General features: G+C 31.1%; 19 protein-coding genes and 1 riboswitch. Of the genes, 3 read left to right on the top strand and 16 right to left on the bottom strand.

Translation table 11 applies throughout. The features are described from left to right. Positions 1–174: 174 nt before the first annotated feature. Positions 175–1,893, top strand: coding sequence for a hydroxylamine reductase (hcp, locus tag Q0649_RS11990; protein WP_298842082.1), 1,719 nt, complete (start codon positions 175–177; stop codon positions 1,891–1,893). 68 nt (positions 1,894–1,961) lie between these two features. Here hcp and asrC read toward each other — a convergent pair whose 3' ends face one another. The 13 genes from asrC to cdaA all read right to left on the bottom strand — a co-directional run bounded on the left by asrC (position 1,962) and on the right by cdaA (position 17,816). Further along, positions 1,962–2,909 (bottom strand): sulfite reductase subunit C, encoded by a 948-nt coding sequence (gene asrC / locus Q0649_RS11985; protein WP_298842080.1) that lies wholly within the window; start codon positions 2,907–2,909, stop codon positions 1,962–1,964. Positions 2,910–2,922: 13 nt separating this feature from the next. Then, positions 2,923–3,714: an anaerobic sulfite reductase subunit AsrB gene (gene asrB / locus Q0649_RS11980; protein WP_298842078.1), complete on the bottom strand. Its 792-nt coding sequence runs from the start codon at positions 3,712–3,714 to the stop codon at positions 2,923–2,925. Beyond that, positions 3,715–4,722 (bottom strand): anaerobic sulfite reductase subunit AsrA, encoded by a 1,008-nt coding sequence (asrA, locus tag Q0649_RS11975; RefSeq protein WP_298842077.1) that lies wholly within the window; start codon positions 4,720–4,722, stop codon positions 3,715–3,717. It lies immediately after the preceding gene. A gap of 132 nt (positions 4,723–4,854) precedes the next feature. After that, complete coding sequence (locus tag Q0649_RS11970) at positions 4,855–5,541, bottom strand: Crp/Fnr family transcriptional regulator (RefSeq protein WP_298842076.1); 687 nt, start codon at positions 5,539–5,541, stop codon at positions 4,855–4,857. A gap of 199 nt (positions 5,542–5,740) precedes the next feature. After that, entirely contained in the window at positions 5,741–6,523 is a 783-nt protein-coding gene (locus Q0649_RS11965) for a formate/nitrite transporter family protein (protein WP_298842075.1), read from the bottom strand. Positions 6,524–6,611: 88 nt separating this feature from the next. Continuing rightward, positions 6,612–7,280 (bottom strand): HPP family protein, encoded by a 669-nt coding sequence (locus tag Q0649_RS11960; protein ID WP_298842062.1) that lies wholly within the window; start codon positions 7,278–7,280, stop codon positions 6,612–6,614. Between the two features lie 247 nt (positions 7,281–7,527). After that, complete coding sequence (gene glmS, locus Q0649_RS11955; RefSeq protein WP_298842061.1) at positions 7,528–9,354, bottom strand: glutamine--fructose-6-phosphate transaminase (isomerizing); 1,827 nt, start codon at positions 9,352–9,354, stop codon at positions 7,528–7,530. Positions 9,355–10,227: 873 nt separating this feature from the next. Further along, a complete protein-coding gene (glmM, locus tag Q0649_RS11950; RefSeq protein WP_298842060.1) occupies positions 10,228–11,577 on the bottom strand; it encodes a phosphoglucosamine mutase in 1,350 nt (449 codons plus the stop codon). A gap of 318 nt (positions 11,578–11,895) precedes the next feature. Next, on the bottom strand, positions 11,896–12,966 hold the full coding sequence (buk, locus tag Q0649_RS11945) for a butyrate kinase (RefSeq protein ID WP_298842059.1): 1,071 nt from the start codon (positions 12,964–12,966) through the stop codon (positions 11,896–11,898). Positions 12,967–13,055: 89 nt separating this feature from the next. Then, entirely contained in the window at positions 13,056–13,964 is a 909-nt protein-coding gene (ptb, locus tag Q0649_RS11940) for a phosphate butyryltransferase (protein WP_298842058.1), read from the bottom strand. A gap of 153 nt (positions 13,965–14,117) precedes the next feature. Next, positions 14,118–15,713, bottom strand: coding sequence for an NAD(P)/FAD-dependent oxidoreductase (locus tag Q0649_RS11935; protein ID WP_298842057.1), 1,596 nt, complete (start codon positions 15,711–15,713; stop codon positions 14,118–14,120). Beyond that, a complete protein-coding gene (locus Q0649_RS11930) occupies positions 15,697–16,998 on the bottom strand; it encodes a YbbR-like domain-containing protein (protein ID WP_298842056.1) in 1,302 nt (433 codons plus the stop codon). Before Q0649_RS11930 ends, Q0649_RS11935 begins: the two co-directional genes overlap by 17 nt. Then, positions 16,971–17,816 carry a diadenylate cyclase CdaA gene (gene cdaA, locus Q0649_RS11925; RefSeq protein WP_298842052.1) on the bottom strand — a complete coding sequence of 282 codons (846 nt, stop codon included), beginning with the start codon at positions 17,814–17,816 and terminating at the stop codon, positions 16,971–16,973. The genes Q0649_RS11930 and cdaA overlap by 28 nt, the downstream gene beginning before the upstream one ends. 235 nt (positions 17,817–18,051) lie before the next feature. On the opposite strand from cdaA, the gene Q0649_RS11920 reads away from it, so the two are divergent. After that, positions 18,052–19,074 (top strand): hypothetical protein, encoded by a 1,023-nt coding sequence (locus Q0649_RS11920; protein WP_298842051.1) that lies wholly within the window; start codon positions 18,052–18,054, stop codon positions 19,072–19,074. A 74-nt stretch (positions 19,075–19,148) separates the two neighbouring features. Then, a riboswitch (cyclic di-AMP (ydaO/yuaA leader) is annotated at positions 19,149–19,273 on the top strand. Further along, positions 19,274–19,831, top strand: coding sequence for a cell wall hydrolase (locus Q0649_RS11915; protein WP_298842049.1), 558 nt, complete (start codon positions 19,274–19,276; stop codon positions 19,829–19,831). Positions 19,832–19,927: 96 nt separating this feature from the next. Here the strand turns inward: Q0649_RS11915 and Q0649_RS11910 are convergent, their stop codons facing one another. From Q0649_RS11910 to Q0649_RS11900, 3 genes are all read right to left on the bottom strand, one after another. Further along, the gene (locus Q0649_RS11910) at positions 19,928–20,797 is read right to left on the bottom strand and encodes an NAD(P)/FAD-dependent oxidoreductase (protein ID WP_298842047.1); all 870 of its coding nucleotides are present in this window, start codon (positions 20,795–20,797) and stop codon (positions 19,928–19,930) included. A gap of 236 nt (positions 20,798–21,033) precedes the next feature. After that, complete coding sequence (gene trxA, locus Q0649_RS11905; protein ID WP_298842040.1) at positions 21,034–21,351, bottom strand: thioredoxin; 318 nt, start codon at positions 21,349–21,351, stop codon at positions 21,034–21,036. 218 nt (positions 21,352–21,569) lie between these two features. Beyond that, positions 21,570–22,877 carry a tetratricopeptide repeat protein gene (locus tag Q0649_RS11900; protein ID WP_298842038.1) on the bottom strand — a complete coding sequence of 436 codons (1,308 nt, stop codon included), beginning with the start codon at positions 22,875–22,877 and terminating at the stop codon, positions 21,570–21,572. Positions 22,878–23,080 lie beyond the last annotated feature (203 nt).

Below are 23,080 nucleotides of genomic sequence, written 5' to 3'. Positions count from 1 at the left end.
GGATGATATGAAAAGAAGATGTGATGAAATAGGTTATTGTGGATTTACACCTGAAGATAATAAAGAATTAGTTTAGTAACATATGTTACCGACAATGAAATTGTAAGGTTGTATAATAATCTCATAAAGCAGGCACGAACAGTACATGCGAAAGAAAAAATGGAGGTTATTTATATGGCTATGTTTTGTTATCAATGTCAAGAAGCAGCTAACTGCACCGGTTGTACAATAAAGGGAGTTTGTGGTAAGACTGAAAGCCTCGCAAAGGCTCAGGATTTACTTATTTATATAACTAAAGGAATATCTATATATGGAGTAAAGGCTAGAGAAAATGGTATCGTTAATAAAGAAGTTGATACTTTTATAATGGAGAGTTTATTTGCAACTATAACTAATGCAAATTTTGATAGAAATATGTTTATTGAAAGAATTAGAAAAGGTTTAAGTTTAAGAGAAGGATTAAAGCAGCAACTTCTTAAAGCTGGTGTTAAGTTAAGTGATAAAGGCGAAAATGCTAGCTGGCTTAAAAAGATATTTACTACATTTGGATTTAGTTTCGAGGAGGAATTAAACTTACCTGATGCAGCAGTTTGGTTTTCTAATGACATAAAAGCATTTGATGAAAAAGCAGCAACTGTTGGCGTACTATCAACACAGAATGAGGACATAAGATCTTTAAGAGAACTTCTAATTTATGGACTTAAGGGAATGGCGGCTTACGCTAAGCATGCAAATAACCTTGGATATGACGATGAGGGACTTCATGCATTTACTCAAAAAGGATTGGCTTCTACTTTGGATGATACTTTAGGCGTGGATGAACTTGTAGCTCTAGTACTTGAATGTGGTAAATATGGCGTGGATGCTATGGCACTACTAGACAAAGCTAACACTACAAGTTACGGAAATCCTGAAATAACAAAAGTTAATATAGGAGTTAAAACTAATCCTGCTATATTAATTAGTGGACATGATTTAAAAGATATGGAAGAATTACTTAAACAAACCGAGGGTACCGGAGTAGATATATATACTCATAGTGAAATGCTACCCGCTAACTATTACCCAGCATTTAAAAAGTACAAGCACTTGGTAGGTAATTACGGAAATGCATGGTGGAAACAAAACCATGAATTTGAAAGCTTCAACGGTCCAATACTTATGACTACAAACTGTATTGTGACTCCTAAAGCATCTTATAAAGATAGAATATACACTACTGGAGTAACAGGTTTTCCAGGGGTTAAGCATATAGCTGATGGAATAAATGGGAAAGCTAAAGATTTCTCTGCAATAATTAAACAAGCTAAAAAATGCGCAGCACCTAAGGAAATTGAGAAAGGTGAAATAGTAGGAGGCTTTGCTCATAATCAAGTAATAGCTCTTGCAGACAAAATTGTTGACGCTGTTAAAAGCGGAGCAATAAAGAGATTCTTTGTAATGGCAGGTTGTGATGGACGAATGAAGAGCCGTGATTACTACACAGAATTTGCCGAGAAACTTCCAAAAGATGCAGTTATACTTACAGCTGGTTGTGCAAAATACAAATATAACAAATTAAATTTAGGTGATATTTCTGGAATCCCAAGAGTACTAGATGCTGGTCAATGTAATGATTCATATTCATTAGTTGTAATAGCACTTAAACTTAAAGAAGTATTTGGACTAGATGATATAAATGAACTTCCGATTTCTTATAATATTGCATGGTACGAGCAAAAGGCAGTTATAGTATTACTTGCATTATTACACCTAGGGGTTAAAAATATTCACTTAGGACCAACCCTTCCTGCATTCCTATCACCAAATGTAGTAAAGGTATTAGTAGATAGCTTTGGTATCGGTGGAATAAGTAATGTAGATGATGATATAGATATGTTCATGGGTGCTTAATTATTAAAACTTAAGGATTAAACTTAAAATAAAAAGTATGCAGAATTTTTTCTGCATACTTTTTATTATTACCAATTAATAAATTCTTCAACCTTAGCTTTGGCGTCCAGTGTCACGTCTTTTAAAACCCACTGCTTAAACACTTGGTATCCTGTCCTATCAACAATATACCCTATATGTTCTTTTCCTCCTGGGGCACCTACGTCCATGTATTTTTCAATGTATGAGTAAGTATTCTTTATGATTTTAATAATACTTTCCTCGTCTACCCAGGTTATAAAATCTTGTGCAAGTCTAGGTTTTCTCTTTCCCGTCCTGCCCATTATCACAAGTTTATAATATTTCTTTATACTTCTACTACAAGCCGATGTTGGACATTTTCCGATGCATTCTCCGCATCCAATGCATTTATCCTGATCACGTACCACTTTAAAATTTTCCATTTTAAGTGCTCCTGTAACCCTCTTTTTACAGTTATTTACGCAGGATTTACAACTGATGCATCTGTAAAATTCATATTGGGGCTCTGTCATTCCTATAATTCCAAAATCTTGCATTCTAGCTTTAATGCAATCATTAGGGCAACCTGTTAAAGCTACCTTTACATGGTAATCATTAGGAAAAATTTCTTTTTCAATCTTTTTCGCAAATTTTGTAGTATTATAATTTGCGAAAGGACAGACATTTGCTCCAACGCACGCTGAAACATTTCTAGTACCCGCAGCTGAATACCCAGTATTCGGAGAAATCTGATTTATTTCAAGACCTTCGATTACTGATTGAACCATTTTGTTAACCTCTGGTATTTTATCCATATCAATACCCGGAAGTTCAAAACCCTGCCTTGTAGTTATGTGAAGAGTTCCATCTCCATAAATCTCTGCTACCTTTTGCAGCACTTCTAAATGTTTAGCCTCTATTTGACCACCAGGTACCCTTATTCTTATAGCCGTTTTACCTCTTGTTTTAGTAACTCTATATGCATTCTTTTTAAGTAATTTAGTATTTATATCCATAACATTCTCCCTCCTAATCTACTAAATGAACTGCATCTAAATAATTAAAAACAGGACCTTCTAAACATATATACGTATCATCAATTTTGCAATGTCCACATTTTCCGACTCCACAACACATCTTTCTCTCATAAGACACCCATATATTTTTTTCTTTTACTCCTTTTTTTATAAATCCAGCAACCGTAAATTTGAGCATCATTGGAGGGCCTACTACAATAACTTGCACCTCATCCATATCAATAACTGGGATATCTTTAATATATTTAGTTATAAGTCCTACATTTCCAGTGTAATCATCATCTGCACTATCAACAGTTAAGGTTACGTTTATACTCTTTTCCCATAACTTAAAATTATCCTTAAATAAAATATCACTTGGTGACTTAAACCCTGCCATTACATTAAAGTCCACACACTGCTTAGGATTCTTTGCAAAATAATCCACAATTCCTTTTACTGGTGCAAGGCCTGTTCCACCCGCAGCCACAATAATTTCTTTACCTTTATATATGTTCACATCAAAACCATTTCCATAAGGACCCCGAAGATATAAAGTTCCCCCTACAAAGAAACTATGAATTACGTCTGTAACTGTTCCGACACGTCTTATAGTAAGATCCACATACCCCTCTCCTATTTCACTAACAGAGATAGGTGACTCACCAAATTTAGGTATAGACACTTCAAAAAATTGACCTGGCTTTACATCGCCTTTGAACTCCATTCTAAAAGTATAATCTGTTTGCGTATGTTTCTTTATATTAAGTATCTTAGATTTAAAAGGTAAATATATGTTTTTCATTTACTCCACCTCATTCATAACTTCATTTAGTTTATTAACACAGTTTGAGAAAGATATATATTCAGGGCATATATCGTCACATCTACCACAACCTATACACATATGATATCCAGCTCTCTTTTTAAAATCATAAACCTTATGCATAACCTTAAATCTCATTCTATCCTTTTTATCCTTTCTAAAACCGTGTCCCCCTGCCATATCACTAAAACCGTCTACATGACAAGATGACCATATTCGCCGTCTCTCTCCCACATTATTATTGTCTTTTGAGAAAACATCCTGCATAGTAAAACAAGAACATGTACCACAGACAAAATTACACCTTCCACAGGCAATGCACCTTGAAGAATATTCATCCCACATTTTAGATTTAAAAACTCTTTGATCTAAGTTTTTAGGTACAGTAACTTTTATATCATTACTTAATACATATTCAGGTTCTACCTCAATTGTACATTCTATATCTTTATTAAAATAATTCATTAGCTCTGCGCTTTTGCAATCCACAAACACCTCATCATCTATGACTTTAGTATACATATCATAATTTTCTGTCTTATTAGAACCCATACTGGCACAAAAACAGTTTTCGAAACTATCACTACAACCCATAAGTACAAATTTAACTTTTTCTCTTAAAGTTTTATAATAATAATCCTCGTCGCCATTTCGTAAATAAACTTCATCGAGCCGTTTCATTGCATGTATATCACAGCTTCTTAAAAATATTAGTATTTTCTTTTCATCTTCTTTTGGCTCTTTGCATTCATCCTGCGTAAAATAAAATAAGGTTTGAGTAATCGGAAGTATTATTTCCTTTGGCGAAAAAGTAGATTTACTATTAAATTCTATTTCTCTTATACTTTTTATTTCCTTATATCTAATAGTATCTGTGTCCGCAAAAGTTCCTTTTCCCTTAAGCAATACCGGTGCATATACCTTATATTTATCTCTTAATTTTTCAAGATGTTCATCAAACTTCTCTATTTTTAACTTAAATCCCATAAATGTATTCGCCTCCATTATAATAATTTTATTAAATTATGATTCTTTGTTAATTAATTCACTATTAAAATTAGACTTAAAACTACTTACATTCATTATATTTTAAACAAAAATAAAAGTATGTGACTTCCATCACACACTTTTAAAATAGTTATTTAATTTCTCTCTATTTACTATAAATTTTCTTTTTTCTATTTTAACCATATCCCTTATTTCAAGCTCTTTTAGTGCCCTTGAAATAGTTTCGCGTGAGCTACCTAGCATATCAGCTAAATACGTTATGCTTATCTTAACGTCTATTAAAGTTCCCTCCTGAGTTTCTACTCCATAATCTTTTGAGAGTTTCCAGAGTTTAGCTGCCACCCTTTTGTCCTTCTTAATAGGAACTGTGTTCTTTATTTGTCTGTATAACCTTCTTATTTTCTTACTCATCGAGCAAAGTATCACTTCTGTTAGCTTAAAATCAAGCTTCATGATATTTAATAGGTCTACTCTTGCTATACTTATTATTTCACTATCTTCAAATCCTTCACAATTTATAGACGAGTTGTATTCATCAAAATTAACATCATTTATGATTTCACCCCTATTTAAAATATAAACAACTCTTTTTTGACCCTTCTCTGATAATTTGTACATGGTTACCTTTCCCTCAAGGACTATGTATATAGTATTTATGCTCTCTCTTTGCGCAAACAACATTTGTGATTTTTTCAGCTTTTTTATAATAACACTGTCTTTAATTAAATTTAAAGTTTTATCCTCAATACATTCAAACAAAGGAAGATCTTTTAACTGCTTAAGCGTTAATTGTGACATCCTACTTCTCCTCATAATCTCATTTTAGATACCTCATTATTACAAAAATATTAACTGTACGTTATCACTAATATTTCTATTATTAATTATCATTATTGCCTCTATTATATAACAATGGATTCTAAAATTAAATATAAAAATAAAGTATATATCCCTTAGCGGAGCTTCACGCTATATCGTAATATATACTTTTAATACTCTATTCTATTTTACTTTTCTTTTCTTTTGATATATACCAATATGCTGCTCCAATAAATACAGCTCCACCTACAAAATTTCCAAGGGTTACCCAAATTAGATTATGAGCTAATCCACTTATTGAAATTGCTGCAGTATGTGGTATTAATAATGCTGTGGTAAGCAACGTCATATTAGCAACGCTATGTTCGAAGCCTGTAGTTATAAATGCAAAAAGACACCAGAATATCATTATAAGTTTCGCAGTCTCTTCCTTTAGTTTAACAGCACACCATACAGCAAGGCACACTAACATGTTACATAATAAACCTTTTAAGAATAATTCCATACTTGGAGTTGCCATTTTACCTTGTGATGCTTTTAAAATAAAAGCTGCTGTGCCTCCTTTTGCAAGTCCTGCCCCTACAAACATTAATGCAAGAATTATTGATCCTACGAAATTACCTATATAGCTATAAATCCAAATATTTATTGAATCAAGCCATGAAACTTTCTTTTCTAAGGATCCAATGGTCATAGTCATATTGTTCCCTGTAAAAAGCTCTGAACCAGCCATTATTACAAGACTTAAGGCAATTCCAAATGAGGCCCCCATGACGATCTTTGTGGCTGGTGACTCAGATGCCGCTAATAATCCACCAATAGTAAATATTAATAAAATTCCAAATCCCACATAAACGCCTGCTAAAGCCGACGATGTGAGGTACCTCATTTTGCTTTTCTTTAGGAGCTCAGACTTTTTTACCGCTGATATAGCAACTTTGTTAATTTCTTCACTAAACACAATATATCATCTCCCTAATAAAGTATAAATATAATATATCATTCTAATAAATAAAAATATGTGACCAAAGTCACGTATTCCAATGTTTTTAAATCTCCTCCTTTTGATAACCCATATAACCTTTCGGTATTTTAAACCAAGACACATTAATTAATAAAAATATTGTACTCCCAATTAAAATTTGCACTGGATACATCCATAACCCTTCAACTGGTATAATCGTTGGCAATAATGCAATAGCTGCAGCCGGTGGTAACGTAAATTGAAATAAATGAAACATAAGTAAAACACAAACCATTGATAACCCAGATGAAACCCAAATTGGCCAATATAAATAATAATAGATGAAGTATATCCAAGAAACACCTAAAAAGGCTGCACTCACCAAAATTATTAAAACTAGTACGCCTTTTGTACGTACTTCTCTTCCTGGTTTAGACAATCCTACAAACGCTACAATAAGTGGTGGCGTAATAATATAATCCCAGTTGAGGTATAGAGCAACTGCAGAAACTAGCAAGATACTAATTAATAATTTGACCCAATGTATTCCCTCTTCCTTAGTAAAAACAACTTTTCCACTATCTTTTGTATTTTCTACAAAACTGATACCATTAGACTTTTTGTTATGATAATTATCTATTATTTTTTTCCCACTAGCTATTATTGCTGTGAGTATGCAAACAGACAGAGGATAAAGCCAACTTTGAGTATGGATTATAATCGGAAGTATCGCCGCTGATAAAGATGGATACATCTCAGAGTTTAGTATCTTTAATTGTGCAATTAATAAGTATTATTAATATGATTTTTGTCACAAATTAGGCCTCTTATTAATATTTAATAAATCTTCATCTTTAACTTTATAATGTATAATGTGGACAATTTTGGGATGCGAGAAAGAATAAAAAAAATGAAGGTATACAGTGGATTACTCCTGCATACCTTCATTGTTTATAATAATTTTCATTGCTTTTGTAAAATTAATTTTCTAACCCCTTACCTTATTCAACAGTTACTGATTTAGCAAGATTTCTTGGCTTATCAACGTCGCAACCCTTTTGGACTGCCATGTAATATGCTAATAATTGTAATGGAATTACTGATATTACTGGTGATAATATATCCATTACTTTTGGTATATAAGTTACGGAATAAACTGATTTTTCAATTTCAGTGTGACCAGCAGGTGCGAAAGCATATACTTTTGCTCCTCTAGTTGAAAGTTCACGTATATTACTTACCATCTTACCAAATAGAGCTTCTTGTGTTGCCATTGCTATAACAATAGTTCCTTCTTCCATAAGTGCTATTGCACCATGTTTAAGCTCTCCTGCTGCATATGCATCAGAATGGATATAAGATACTTCTTTAAGTTTTAATGAACCCTCTAGTGCTACTGCATAATCAAGTCCACGTCCTATGAAGAACATATCTTTGTGCATATAAGTTTTTGATGTAAACTTTTGTATAGTTTCTTTATCTTTTAACATTCCTTCTGCTTTTTCTGGAAGTTCTAACATTGCTGCTTTAATTTCTTCAATTTTATCCATGCTCATAGTTCCTTTATTCTGAGCAAAGAACAATGCAATTATATACATTGCTATAAGTTGAGTTGCATAAGCTTTAGTAGATGCAACTGCTATTTCTGGTCCTGCCCATGTGTATAGTACATCATCAGCTTCTCTTGAAGCCGCACTACCTACAACATTAGTTACAGCTATTACCCTTGCTCCTTTTTCCTTTGCAAGTCTTAATGCTGACATAGTATCTGCTGTTTCTCCTGATTGACTAATAACTATCATTAATGTGTTTTTGTCAATTATTGGATCTCTGTATTTAAATTCTGACGCTATATCTAATTCTACTGGTATTCTTGCAAGTTTTTCTATAACATATTTGCCTACAACGCCTGCGTGATATGCAGTTCCGCAAGCTACTATATATATTTTATCTAATTTCTTAATTTGCTCTTTAGTTATATTTATATCATCAAGTGTAATTGGTTGTCCTAGAACTATTCTTGAAGTCATTGTATCTCTAATTGCCTTTGGTTGTTCATGAATTTCTTTTAACATAAAATGCTCATATCCGCCTTTTTCAGCAGCAGCAGCATCCCAAGTTACATGGAAAACTTCTTTATTTATAATGTCGCCTTCTATATCTTCAAGCTTTATGCCATCATTTGAGATAACAACAAATTCATTGTCTTCCAATAAATATATTTCTCTTGTATGATTAAGCACAGCTGGTATATCAGATGCTACATAAAATTCATTTTTTCCAAGTCCAACTATTAATGGACTATCTTTTCTTACAGCTACCAATTTATCTGGTTCATCGCTGCATACCACTGCTATTGCATAACTACCTTCCATTTTAATAGTAGCCTTCTTTACAGCTTCAACAATATTTCCTTTATAGTAAAAATCTATAAGATGTGGTATAACTTCTGTATCAGTTTCAGATACAAATTTATATCCTTTTGCTGTTAACCATTCTCTTAAGTGAATGTAATTCTCAATAATTCCATTATGAACTACAGCAATTGTTCCTTTTTCATTAGTATGTGGATGAGAGTTTTCATCTGATGGTTTACCATGAGTAGCCCATCTTGTGTGCCCTATTCCAACATTACCTTTAAGTGGAGTTTCTACTAGTTCTGCTTCTAAATTTGCAAGTCTTCCCTTACATTTAGTTACATTTAAAACTCCATTATCTATAATTGCAACTCCTGCTGAATCGTATCCTCTATATTCTAATTTTCTAAGACCCTCCACCAATATTTGTTGAGCCTCTTTATTTCCAAAATATCCAACTATTCCGCACATATTTATCTTCCCCTTAAATTTAATTTTTTGCGAACCAATTAAGCACATTTTCCATCCATTTTATTCATAATTATTAAAACAGTACTACCATTCCTTACACATAAAATTATTATATGAAGAAAATCGCATTACATAATTATAATCATAGACGAATATTATACTTAATTAACTCATCACCAATAGATACTGCTTGTCACCCGAAGATGTCGCATATTAACTAAAGGCATCGTAATATTTATAAAGGTTTTAACACCAGATTGATCTTGTCACGAAAATCACTTCTCGCTTTTACCAATCATTAACGGTAGTGCGCTACCGCGGGGCATCCGCCGAAGATTCGATACTCCCCATCCTCGTCAACTCATAATTCATAATAATTATTCTCCTTATGAGTCCTGGCGCTTTTTAATAATTTATATCTTCCTATCCTCCCCTATCAAAATATTCAGCATTCCACTGTATTAAAAAATAAATAGACTAAAAGCTTATGAACCTTTTGCATAAGCTTTCAGTCTATTATATTCGTTATATGGTCTAAACGTCAATACTTTTAATAACAAATTTACTAAATCTTAATTATTTTTATTATTATTACAGTATAGAGTAACCACTATAATTTGAATAAATAATCTTCTTACTGACTTGAATAAGAAACGCAGAAACTATTGAAATTTGATTTTAAAATTCTTCTTTTGCAAATATAAAATTCTCGTGAGCCTGACAGGAGGTCAGGCTAGCGAACTTGAGCCAGGACGGCGAATGTGAGAGTCAGAGAATTTTATATGAGCAAAAGATTAGAATTTTTAATCAAATTTCTTGTTTTAAGTTCTTATTCAAGTCACTTAGAAAGTTTTTGTCAACGATAGGTTCCTCCTACACGTTCGCCTTTTGTTCAATAAGTTTCGCAAGTGAGTGCGCCATTTTGTCTAATTCACTTTGTACTTTACCCTCTAGCATCACTCTCACTAATGGTTCTGTACCTGATGGCCTTATAAGTACTCTACCACAACCATCTAATTTTTCTTCTATTTTCTTTATTTTTTCAACTATTTCACTATCAGTTTCATGAATATTTTTTTTATCATTAGGTACTGTTGCATTAACTAATACCTGTGGAAGTTCTACCATCATTGATGCAAGTTCTGATAATTTTTTCCCAGTTTCTTTAATAACAGTTGCTAATTGAAGTCCTGATACAAGTCCATCGCCTGTAGTATTAAAATCAAGGAAAATAACATGTCCTGATTGCTCTCCACCAAGGCTATACCCTTCCTGCTGCATTAACTCAAGAACATACCTATCCCCTACTTTTGTTTTAACTGTAGCTATATTTTCCTTCTTCATTGCAATATCAAGACCTAAATTACTCATAACTGTTACCACTACTGTATCTTTAGTTAATTTTCCAATACTTTTTAGATGTTTTGCACAAATTGCAATAATGAAATCTCCATTTATAAGATTTCCTTTTTCATCAACTGCAAGACATCTATCTGCATCACCATCAAAAGCTAATCCTAAATCACAATTATTTTCTTTAACAAATGCCATTAAATGCTCAGGGTGAGTTGATCCACAGTCTTTATTTATATTTATACCATCTGGATCATTATTAATAACTAAAACCTCTGCTCCAAGTGATCTAATCGCCTTTACGGATGTGATATATGAAGCTCCATTTGCACAATCTAATGCTATTTTAAGTCCTTTTAAATCTCCTGATATAGTTGATTTAGCAAATTCCATATAATCCACTACTGCATTATCATTAACTGTTTTCTTTCCTAAATCTCCTGCTATTGGTGATGGCACTTCTTTAAAATTACTTTCTATAACTGCTTGTATTGTATCCTCTAATTCATCAGATAATTTGAATCCATTATTATCAAAGAACTTTATTCCATTGTATTCTACTGGGTTATGAGAAGCTGAAATAACAATCCCTGCATCTGCTCCATATTTTCTTGTTAAATATGCTACTGCTGGCGTTGGTATTATTCCAAGGCATATAGCCTCTGCTCCTACTGATAAAATACCTGCAACTAATGCAGATTCTAACATATCTCCTGAAACTCTTGTATCCATTCCAACTATAATTTTAGGTTTATGTGCTCCATCTGTTAGTACAAAAGCTCCTGCTCTTCCTAACTTATATGCAACTTCTCCTGTTAATTCTGTATTTGCTATTCCTCTTACTCCATCTGTTCCAAACATTCTACTCATATTTTCTACCTCTCTCCAAATATTCTATAGGTTTACTTTAGGGCATCTTAAACAAAACACTAATCAGTATATGTTAGCATTTTATTCATAGAGCCAAGCTTTGTCATTCTTTTATAGATATTAATTTAGTTTCATAATTAAACAAAAATACTTTTATAATATGTATATCATAGTTTGCATTATACTACAATACCAGATATTTGTAAAAACATCCTATCATCTTACCATATGTTAATAAAAAAAGTATATATTACTAACCTGTTTTTATACAGACTTTAGTAATACATACTTTTGTCATATTATTAATATATTTATTTACTATTTATAAACTTTTGCCTGCTCTTTACCACTTAAAACTCCTATACCGCCTTGTGCTAGTGCTAATAATTCATCTTCACCTGGGTAAATAACCACATCAGCTATAAACTTAACTCTTGAAGTTATATAATTACATACAGCTTCTCCGTAAGCAATTCCACCAGTTAAAATTATAGCATCAACTTTTCCTGATAAAACAGCTGCGCAACTTCCAATTTCCTTAGCTACTTGATATCCCATAGCTTGAATTATTAATTTAGCCTTTTTGTCACCAGCTTGTGACATTTTAAGTGCATCACGTACATCATTGGTATTAAGATAAGCGACAAAGCCACCTTTTCCGTTTATCTTTTTTTGTATTTCAGCTAAAGTGTATTTTCCGCTAAAGCACAATTTAGCCAAATCACCTGATGGTAATCCTCCAGATCTTTCTGGTGAGAATGGGCCCTCTCCATCAAGTCCATTATTAACATCTATAACTTTTCCATTTTGATGAGCTCCTACTGTGATTCCACCACCCATATGTGCAACAATTAAATTAACTTCTTCATATTTCTTACCATTTTCTTTTGCATACCTTTTGGCTACTGCTTTTTGATTTAATGCATGGAAAATACTTTTTCTATCTATATCTGGTATTCCTGATAATCTAGCAACATCTTCCATTTCGTCTACTACTACTGGATCAACGATAAATGATGGTATATTTAATGATTCCCCTATTTCATTTGCAATTATTCCACCTAAGTTCGCAGCATGTTGACCTTGAACTCCAATTTTCAAATCACGAAGCATAGCTTCATTTACCGCATAAGTACCACCTTCAATTGATTTTAAGAAACCGCCTCTACCTACAATAGCATCCAAAGTTTTAATATCAAAATTCTTTTCCTTAAGAACGTTTAATATAACGCTTTTTCTAAATTCTAACTGTTCAAATATACTATTAAAAGCATCTATTTCTTTTGATGAATGTCTTAGAGTTTCTTCTAATATTTCCTTTTCATCCTCATATACACCTATTTTAGTAGAAGTTGAACCTGGATTTATTATTAATAATTTATATGACATATTGTTCCTCCTTTATGCTATACAGTACATTAAATAAATAACAGTCAGATATATTAGTATATTTTTATGTACATAAACAATCAGCAATTTTATTTGTTATATTCTGCAACTAATGACGCAAGAGCTATAGAATGTAATTTTGTTTCTGGAGAATCAGCTCTAGAAGTTAATATAACTGGAGCAGAAGTACCTACTAGTAATCCACCATTCTTAGATGGTGTACCATAAGTTAAAGTTTTGTACATAATATTTCCGGCCTCGATATTTGGCATTAAAAGAATATCTGCGTGTCCTGCTACTGGACTTTGTATTTTTTTATGTTCTGTAGCCTCTTCTGATATTGCTATATCTAATGCTAAAGGTCCATCAATAATACAATTCTTTATCTGACCTCTATCGCCCATTTTTGAAAGCATTGCTGCATCAAGTGTTGCTGGCATACTTGGGTTTACTACTTCAACAGCACACACTATTGCAACTTTAGGTAGCTCTACACCACAAGCTCTTGCTACTCCTACTGAGTTCTTTATTATAGCAATTTTTTCTTTTAATTCTGGATACATATTAAATGCAACATCTGTTATAAATATTAATCTATCATAACCAGGTATTTCAAATACTGCTACATGTGACATTTGTTTACCAGTTCTAAGACCTACTTCTTTATTTAAGACAGCTCTTAGGAATGTTGCTGTATCAACTAACCCTTTCATAAGCATATCAGCTTTTCCTGACGATACAATTTGAACTGCAGTTAAAGATGCTTTTGCAACATTTTTCTCATCTATAATTTCAAATTCACTAACATCCATACCTATGTTCTTCGCAATAAACAATATTTTTTCTTTATCGCCTACTAATATTGCATTTGCTATACCATTTTTCTTAGCATCACGTATAGCCTCAAGCACTGGTTCATCCTGTGCTACAGCTACTACTACAGTTTTCATTCCTTGTGCTTTTGCTGTGTCTAAAATTTTATCAAAAGTTCTACTCATTCAATTACGCTCCTCATATTTTATATTTTTTAATACTTTTGTATTAATTTTGATCTTTGCCTGATATATATTTATCATTCTGTTTTATATTTTTTATCTTCTGTACCATTTTAACAAACTTTATAAAGGAAAATCAATAGTTTATAAAAATTATTATATAGCTTTCCAATTTTTCATTATACTTTCAGCAATTTTAAGTCCATCAACTGCTGCAGAAATTATTCCACCTGCATATCCAGCTCCTTCTCCTGCTGGATATAACCCTTCTAAAGATATACTTTGAAATTCTTCATTTCTATCAATTCTTACTGGTGCTGATGTTCTTGTTTCTATACCCGTAAGTATTGCATCATTTCTTGAGAACCCATTTATTTTATATTCGAACTTAGGTAAAGCCTCTTTTATTGCATCTGTTACATAGCTAGGTAAACAGTTAGTAAGATTGGCAAATTTATATCCCGGTGTATAACTTGGTTTTATACTACCTATTTTATCACTAACATTGCCTTTAAGGAAATCACCAACTAATTGAACTGGAGCATTATAATTCTCTCCCCCTATTTTATATGCAAGTTCCTCATAATGCCTTTGAAACTCAATACCCGCAAGCGGATTATCTGAGGCAAAGTCCTTAGGTCCTACAGATACCACTATTGCTGAATTTGCATTTTTTTTATCCCTATTGTACTCGCTCATACCATTTATTACTAGCTTTCCCTTTTCTGATGCTGCTGATACTACTTCCCCCCCTGGGCACATACAAAAACTGTATACTGCTCTATCCAATTTATTGCTTTTATAAGTAAGCTTATAATCTGCAGCTTTTAGTCTAGGGTGACTTGCATATTTACCATATTGATTCTCATTAATCATATCTTGTGGATGCTCTATTCTAACCCCCATTGCAAATGGTTTACTAGACATAGATACACCATTTTTATGTAACATCTCATAAGTATCCCTGGAACTATGACCCGGTGCTAAAATTAAATTATCACAAGGTATTTCTTCTCCATTTACTATTATACTCTGCAGTTTTCCATTTTTAATGCTAATATCTTCAAGTTTACTATTAAACCTTACTTCTCCACCTAACTTAATAATAGTTTCACGAATATTTTTCACAACCTCTTTTAATACATCTGTACCTATATGAGGCTTGCCTATGTATGTTATTTCTTCTGGTGCGCCAGCCTTTACAAATTCTTCTAATATGTAATCACATCTAGTGTCCTTTATTCTTGTGGTTAGCTTTCCATCTGAAAAAGTTCCCGCTCCACCTTCACCAAATTGCACATTAGATTCTGTATTTAATACTGCCCTTGTCCAAAATTTATTTATTGTTTTTGTTCTGTTTTCAACCTTTTCTCCTCTTTCAATAATTAAAGGGTTATATCCCTTTTGCGCCATAAGAATGCCCGCAAACATTCCTGCTGGTCCCATCCCTACTATTACCGGTCTATGATTCATTTTTTTAGTTCCAAATTCAAATTCAGCCGTGTATTTATCTTCTTCAAGTTTAACATCTTTATTATTTGCTCTCGATACTACATTCATTTCATTATCCATTGTAATATCAACTGCATAATTAAACTTAATATTATTTTTTTTTCTTGCATCTATGGATTCTTTAGCTATTTTAAACTCTTTTATTTCACTTTGCGAAACTCTCATTATCTTTGCAACTTTTGTCTTTAATTCATCTATTGGCTCATCTATATTCAAAGTTATATTATTTACTCTTATCATTGGTTGTTGGTACCTCCGTTTGCTTTTTCGTAGTAGTTACCCCTACTTTATTCGGGCTTTGCGATATTATAGTTACTCCTTTTGGCATAGAAACAATTACATTCACGCTATTTTTACCCTCTATTAAACCCGCTAAATCCGCTTGCGCTGAAAACTTATTTAAATCTAAATAATTAATAACTGATTCTACTCCTGAAACCGATACTGATATCTTATTGCTATCTAAAGTCGCTTCATAATTTGCATTCAGATTAATAGCCTTGATATCTAAACTTAAATCCTTTTGAATCGTCTTGTCTACCTTTTTTGTCGTAGTTTCTGTAGTTTGTGTATTTGCCACACTTTTATTGTTTAAATTAACTTGGACCTTAATCGTTGCAGTACTACTGACCAAATTTAATCCATTTGGAATTATAACCTTTGTTTCCATTGTTGTACTCTTAACTATTTTACTTAAATCAACGTCTTGCGTATTTAAGTAATCCAAATTATTAAGTTCAGCCGAGCTCCCCGCTATAGTCAACGCCTCGGGTATTGCTTTTATACTTCCTAGTGTATATTTTGAATCTAAAGTTCCTGTGGTTTTCACTTTAATCCCAACAGATTTTGTCTTTTTCACAAGAATTTCAACATTAGTATACGCCGGACTTAGAACAACATCCTTTACTTCATCTCCAGATTCATCTACCGCTTTAAGCTTATATTTTTCTGATATATTCGCCTGTACACCTTGTATATTTTTATCAACAACTATTTTTTTAACTGAATTTATTAAATTTGAAGCTCCTGATACCGTAGCATAATCAGTAGATAATTCTGGGGTCGATGCGGAAAACCCGCTTTTAGGGTTTCCACTTATGTTAACATTTATAGGTAACTTTTTTTCAGTAATTTCCTCTAACCGTATTGTTATAAAAAGACTATCACTATTTACCACATTTACATTATCTGGGCTTTTTTTTATTTGAATCGGTATCTTATATTCACCACTTTTAAGTGCATATGAGCCTAAATCTGCAACCACTGTAAAATCTGATGCTTTCTTAGCCAAAAGTAAGCTAGTATTAGCTCCTTTAATGTTTAGTGATGTTGTTAAATCTTGTCCTGGAGCTAAAACAAGATTATCCTTAGTTAATACATCTGTATTTAAAATCTTCACGGGTATATTCTTAATCTTATAAGCAGTCAATGGGTTTTCTGTTCCTGTTATGAAAAGCCATAATGCAAAGGCAGCTATCACACAGCAAATTTTAATTATTAATTGTTCTTTCCGTTCTTTATCCATGCCTTTACTCTCTCCTTTAATGTTAATTTTTTAGTTTGTCTTCTCTTTATTATTTGAACAAGTACATTTTTAAGTTTATCCCTGTCATAGTTCCTCATTAATCTCCCATTCATTGCAAGAGATATAACTCCTGTTTCTTCAGATACTATTATTGTTAAAGCATCTGATGTTTCCGTTATTCCAATGGCCGCCCTATGCCTTGTTCCTAGTTTTTTACTTATTTTATCATTATTTGTTAAAGGCAAAAAACACCCCGCAGCAATTATTCTATCGTTTCTAATTACTGTAGCTCCATCATGAAGGGGTGTGTTAACAACAAATATATTCTCTAATAAAGCAGAAGATATTACAGCATCTAGAGTATTCCCAGTTTTAATTACTTCTCCAATACCTGTCCTTTGCTCTATTACTATTAGTGCTCCTGTTTTACTTTTTGATAATGTTTCAACAGCATTAACAATTTCAATTATAACCTTCTCCATTACCTGTTCATCTTCAAATACATGTTTATCAGCAAAAGCCGTTCTTCCAATATGCTCTAAGGCTCTTCTTATCTCTGGTTGAAAGATGATCACGATAGTTAACACACCAATTGTTATTGTTTTGTTTAATATCCAGTTTAAGACTGTTAAATTAAGTAATTGACTTATTGGAATAAGTACAAAAATAAAAATAATTCCTTTTAATAACTGTATAGCTCTAGTTTCCTTCATTAGCATGTAACTTTTGTAAAATATAAAAGCCACCACTAATATATCTAAAATTGAAGATATACTTATATTTTTGATCGTATTCATAATCAACTGATATACTTCCATAAAGCTCACACCCCTCTACTAATACTCTTACTTCCAATTATACACTAAGCTTTGGTTTATTAGTATATATTATAAGTTAATTTTATTATAACAATTAAGCTCCTACTAAGGATTATTCTATTAAATATATGATACTTTCAAATTTAAAATGGTATAATTCTGTAATTTAACTAGAATAATATATGTATCATATTAATATAAGAATATAATTAAATTAATGAAGGAGTGAACTATTTTGGGTATAAATAAAAATAACGTATATGCTGATAACAAGAAAAGAAAATTTAAACTTATACTTTTTTTATCAATTATTATGCTCTCCACAGGTATTTTCCTAATTAGTTACTATTCATCTATAAATAAAGTATACAGTTCCTATAAATCTACATTAACAACCACAATTAATGGTATAAACGATATTAACGGAAGTGTTTCCCAGTTTAATAGCAATCAAACAATAGATGTTAACTATGCAAAAAAACAATTACCTAAAATTATTAATGATTTATCTACCTTTAGAGATACTTTATTAAATTCACAACCTACCACTAAATATAAAAATGATAACGATAATTTAAAGTCAGGACTAGATAAAAATCTATTAATATATAGACAAACTTTAGCAATTTTAAATAACCCATCTGGAAATGATGTAGAAACATCTATTGAGAATCTTAAAACCTTTAGAAATGACTGTATAAATTTTTATTCCTTAATAGATGTTCATAGTGCTCCAATATCACTTCCAAAACCCTCCTTAACCTTCATTGACAATGTGCTTGATTTCAGTGATACCGCTGTAATGGTAAAAAAAGAAACTGATATTAAGTCACGTCAAAATCAAGAATTTATAAGTGATATCGGTGGCTTATCAACTAATTTTTTAAATATTAAAACTAATCTTTACTCATCTGTACTAAAAGTTAGAAAAAAAGAAATGACCTATGATGCTCTCTCAAAATTAGTTGATGATGATTTCTCAAAACTAAACAAGATTCAAACTACCTTTGGAATTTTAACTGTACCTACCTCTGCAATTCCCACTTATGAATCTTTCAAAATTTTATTAGATAAGTATGAAAGCTATTTAAGTGATTTTAAACTTGCTATGACAAGTGAGAATTCTAAAACCTCAAATGAATCAGTAACTACGAAATTATTGGATGCTTTATATACTTCCTCTAATTCACTATTTAAAGACATAGAAACTTTATATGATAATTACATTAAAGAATATACTCAATTGAAAAATAAATAAGTCTATATTACTGTATTTACAATGCTTTATGCTATATAACAAAATTTTAATGTATTATTTTCACACTCTAGGTCACACTATATTAGCCGAAGTAAAAAATACGCGGAGGAACCAAGCATCTGGGGTGAATCACTAATTGTGTAGGTTAAACCTTTCCCGAACCCGTCAGCTAACTCCGTAGGCAAAGGAGATAAAAAATATGAAAAAACTTACTTTTATATCATGTATAGTGCTAATATTGTTTTTAGTATTTCCTAGTTTAAGCGTAAGTGGTGAACATTTGTATTCATTTGCAGCAGATAGTAAAGATTTATATAATGAGCAAGTAGAGGCCGTCGCAGTTTTTAAGCAGTCCAATAACTCAATTTATATTACCAATAATGATATTTATTTAATGTCTCAGGTTGTATATGCTGAAAGCTGTGGTGAACCTGATAGTGGCAAACTTGCAGTAGCATCAGTTATATTAAATCGTGCTAATGATGCTAATTTTCCAAAATCTATTTCCGGTGTTATTAATCAAAAAAACGCTTTCTCTTGTGTTAAAAATGGAAAGGTAATTCACAATGGTAAATCAAATGTTATCCCTAATTCAGCCTGTTACACCGCAGTACTCGATGCACTAAAGGGCAAAGATCCTACTAACAATGCTGTTTTCTATTATAATCCTGAAATAGCTACTTCAGGATGGATGAAGAATATAAACAAAACTAACATAAAGACTATAGGAAATCATGTGTTCTTTGTAGTTAAATAAAAATATAGCGTCTAAACTTAAAACCAGACAGTTAACTTTTGTTAACTAACTGGTTTTATTAATTATATTGTATAAATAATAGACTTATTTAGGTCTCTATTTATTATTATGTAGCTTATCCACATAAGAAACTGCAGATAACGCTGCAACTAACCCTTCCCCTGCAGATTTCATGTACTGATATGGTGTGCCGGTGCAATCTCCTGCTGCATAACATCCTTCTATATTTGTTTTCATATTTCTATCAACCTTTATATGCCCATTCTCTATCTCGATACCTGGCACTAATTGACCAGGGGACACACTATCTCTTAACATGAAAATACCATCTGTAATTATTTCACCTTCATCTAATATTATCTTAGTAACTACGTCATCACCAACTATTTTTAAAGGCTTGTGATTTACAATTTCTATATTTTCATTTAAATTATATTCACCTTTATACATAGGAATAAAATATGTTTTATCACTTAGTTCACTTACATAATTAGTTTCATCAATGCTTTCTTTATTATAACCAACTACAACAACTGTTTTCCCCTTATATAATGGAGCATCACATGTAGCACAATATCCTACACCTTTTCCTAAAAATTTTTCTTCTCCTATTAATGGTTTAGTATATTCTATACCTGTAGCTAAGATTATCGATTTAGCCTCATAGCTTTTCTCATTTACCATTAAAACAAAATAATCTCCCATAGCATAAACATTGTTTATTTTCTCATTTACAATACCTATCCCCATTGCGGCAATATGTGCTGCGAAATTATTTTTAAGTTGAATACCCGTAATGTTATAAAGCCCTAAAAAATTATTTACCTTTGATGCTTTTGCAAGTTTTGGACTTAGATCCTCATTTCCAAAAATTATTATATTTTTATTTCTGATTTTAGCATTAATCGCTGCCTCAAGTCCTGCTGGCCCTGTTCCAATTATCGCTATGTCATACCTTGCATTCATAATTTTCTCTCCCCCGTGTTCTTCTTTCATACACAAAAATCAACCATTTTTATCAATTACGTAATACTTATCATTAGTAAATATTATATACCTTTAAAAATGGAGATAATTATTTAAATTATAAATTTAAATTATCTATCTCCATTCCATTTTATTAACTATATATTTTATTTTATTTGTTTGTTTTGTAATTGCAATTATAATGTTTAATTATAATCAGAGTTATGTTTAAAGCCTTATAAATTTTTTTCTATTACTTTCTTAAGTTCTGCTTTTGGTCTAAATCCTACTAAAGTTTCTTTAACAGAATCCTTATTAAATACCATAACTGTTGGAATACTTGAAATTTTATATGTTGATGCTATTATAGGACTTTCATCCACATTTATTTTCGCGAATTTAACGTTTTTACCCATTTCATTTGCTAATTCTTCAATTACTGGACTTAACATTTTACAAGGTCCACACCAAGGTGCCCAAAAATCAACTACAACTAGGTTATCTGAATTTGCTATTTCTTCATTAAAGTTTATATCATTAACTTCTTTAATCATATTATTACCTCCGTTTATTATACCCCATAAGGGTATGTATATATTGTTATTATTGTATACCTTATAATGTTACTAGTCAATAATGTTAAACATTGACCAAATATCTTTATTTCTAAAATGTGTAACAGTGTTAGGTATTTTCTATTATACATTTTAAAATTAGTATAACCAAATCAAAACATAAAATGTCCATTATATCTTTGATATATTATTTATTTTTATATACCTAATATCTTTTTTACTATTGTGTTCTTATATATTGATTTTGGAAATTGTTTAACTAATTTTTCTGCATAAAACTCCGCCTTATTTGAATCTACATCTTTATTTATTAAAATTAAATTATATAAAACTTCCTCGGTATAATCGCCCCTAGGAAATTGTTTTAAAACAAGCTCGTAATATTTAACAGCATTTTGAAAATTAGAACTAGCTTTATAACTTACTGCTAACATATAAAGAATATGTTCTTGCAAATAATTGTCATTTGAATAAGGTAATGCATATAAAAAATACTTTTGACCTTTAGTGTACTCTTTATCATTTATATAATCTACGCCTTTATTATAAAAGTATAATAATCCCTTACTTTTTATGATTTTTTCACCTTTTACAACAAGTAATTTATCGTTCATATCCAAATCAATATTATTCCATCTATTTAAATATACGACTATTTGCTCCATATTATTATTCTTTATACTAACCTCAAATTGCTTACGAGGAAATTCTTCAATTTTTGGCGCTGTGTTTGCTACTACTTTCCGGGCAACCGATTTATCCATCTTAGTATTCTTATTAATTTCTATTAATTTAATACTTCCCATTTTTTCTGAGTTCTTAACCTCATCTTTATCATTTCCTTTTATCAAAGAAATTTCATTTTTTAATTTTTTTACATCCATTATTGAAGTATGTTTTATATTGTAACTGTTTTTCTCACCTATAAAAATTGCAGTTATAATTAAGATTATGCTAACAGTAACTATGATTATTTTCCCATAATTTATTTTTCTTTTTAAGCCTCCATATTTCATTAAAATCTCTTTATTAATAATAGCTTGGGCATTCTTTTTATCTACTTTTACAACTTCGTTTATGTATTTTAGTGCTTTATCATATTCACCTTGTTTTATATAACAAAGACTTATATTATTGTTCACATTTATAAAATTAAAGTCACTATCTTGACACTGTTTTAAATTTTCTAACGCCTCACATATGTTTAATCGGTCTATTAACTCCAATGCATTTATATACAATACTAATCTTTTCTTATCTCTGACACTATCGGTTAAATATTTTTTTGATACTTTATTATCATTGCTTTTATAATTGATACTCCACATTTTTTTAGCATTTTCTAAATCACCTTTTAAATAATATAAAATACCCTTTAAATTCAGAGCAGCAGCATTTGTTCGCTTTAAAGAAATACTTCTTTCACAGAGGTCTAATGCTTTATCTATATAGCCATCATTGTACTTATTCATTGCTTTAATATATATTTTACCTGCTTTATCCATAACTTCACCTTTTGTCTTATATATTTATTATTACACCAATTATATCATAGGATGTTTTTTTTAAATGTAATCATACATAATTTTTTTAACTTTGTGGTTATAATTAATCAGTAATATTATTAAATTATATAGATACTAAGGAGGTTCATATTAGGGGCTTGCAGAATTCAAAAATAAAAACTGTGGATAACTTTTAAGATTTG

Origin of the sequence: uncultured Clostridium sp., from assembly GCF_937920395.1 — a bacterium.
GTDB lineage: Bacteria > Bacillota > Clostridia > Clostridiales > Clostridiaceae > Clostridium_AD.
Note: the sequence above shows the minus strand (reverse complement) of the source record. Positions and strands in the feature narration are given on the sequence as shown.